The following is a 1500-nucleotide window of genomic DNA, read 5'->3' as shown; positions in this document are numbered from 1 at the left end:
AAGAGCGAAAAGGCAGCCGCGCTTGAGATGATGGCCAATATGGAACCTCTGTTCACTATGGATTATCCGGAACCGAAACAGGAAGAACGTACAGGGACAGTCAAGGCGCATGAGCGCCGCCGCTGTCCGAACCGTACGGACGACCTGGACTCCCTTCCGCATGAAAAAGTGGTGATCGAAGCGACCGAAGAAGAAAAGAAATGTCCATATTGCGGAGAAGAAATGATCAAGGTGGGCGAAGAGAAAGCGCACACGATCGTAAAGGTCCTCCCTGCGCAGATCATCATCGAAGACATTTATACAGAAACCTACGCCTGCCCTGCCTGCATGAATGACGGGGAAGGCGTTCTTTATAAGACAGACGCGCCGGCCGCTTTGATCCCCGGTTCTTTTGCGAGCGCGCAGGCCCTGGCCTATGTGGCCAACGAACGGTTTGTCAAAGGCGTGACCTATTACCGGCAGGAAAAGGAATGGAAGAGCTGGAAGCTTCCTGTGAGCCGAAGAACGATGTCCAACTGGGTGATGCTGGGATCGGAGAGTTATTTCGAACCGCTGATCGAACGGATGAAAAGTCACCTGCTGAAAGAGGAGTATATACACTGCGACGAAACGACCATCCAGGTCATGAAGGAAGAGGGGCGCAGGAATACGAACAAGTCGTATATGTGGGTGTACAGTTCGATACAGGAAAGCGAACATCCGATGCGGCTGTTCGACTATCAGCCCGGAAGAGGCGGAAAGTATGCCGCCGATTATCTGGAAGGATTCGCAGGGATATTGATCACAGACGACTATGCCGGATACAATCAGGTCGATCATGACGAAAGAGCACTGTGCTGGGCTCATGCCAGAAGGTACTTTGTAGATGCTCTGGAAGGCCTGAAGGAAGCAGCAGGATCCGTGTCAGTGAAGATACTTACACAGATCATGAAGATCTTCCGTATCGAAGCGAAGCTTCAGAAACTGAAGCCAAAAGAACGAAAAGAAGAAAGGATGCTGCGCGAAGGAGGGCTCGTGGAGCAGGTTTTCGTGTGCGCAAAAACAGCCCTGGCCACAGAAGGCTGGACAACCCAAAAGGAAAAACAGGCCCTGAATTATCTGGTAGATAACGAAGAAGGACTGAAGATTTATCTAAAAGACGGCAATGTACCGATGACCAATTCGTTATCGGAAAGAACGATCCGAAGCTTCGCGATCGGACGGCGCAACTGGCTGTTCTCGGGAAGTCCGAGAGGAGCCCGAAGCTGCGGCGTACTGTATTCGGTCGTAGAAAGTGCGAAAGCCAACGGACTGGTACCGTACAAATACATACTGTACGTGTTGGAAAAACTGAGGGGAAAGATCGGGCAGCTGAGTGACGAGATCCTTGATCAGATGATGCCGTGGAATGCAGAAGTCAAAGAACAATGCGTATAACCCGAAAGAAAAAGGGCCCCTGCTTGCGAGAAGTATCTCACAGACAGGGGCCTTTAACTATACGCGGTTCTTTTTCCCGCTTAC

The 1500-nt window shown here is 51.1% G+C and carries 1 protein-coding gene; it reads left to right on the top strand.

Annotated elements, in window-relative coordinates; genetic code table 11:
- Window positions 1-1416: IS66 family transposase (locus Q2J39_RS10705; protein WP_300922211.1), on the top strand; the 1416-nt coding region annotated here is incomplete at its 5' end.
- Between the last annotated feature and the right edge of the window lie 84 nt (window positions 1417-1500).

It is taken from the genome of uncultured Allobaculum sp., assembly GCF_948576815.1.
Classification (GTDB): domain Bacteria; phylum Bacillota_I; class Bacilli_A; order Erysipelotrichales; family Erysipelotrichaceae; genus Allobaculum; species Allobaculum fili.
This window is presented reverse-complemented; position numbering and strand designations above follow the sequence as displayed.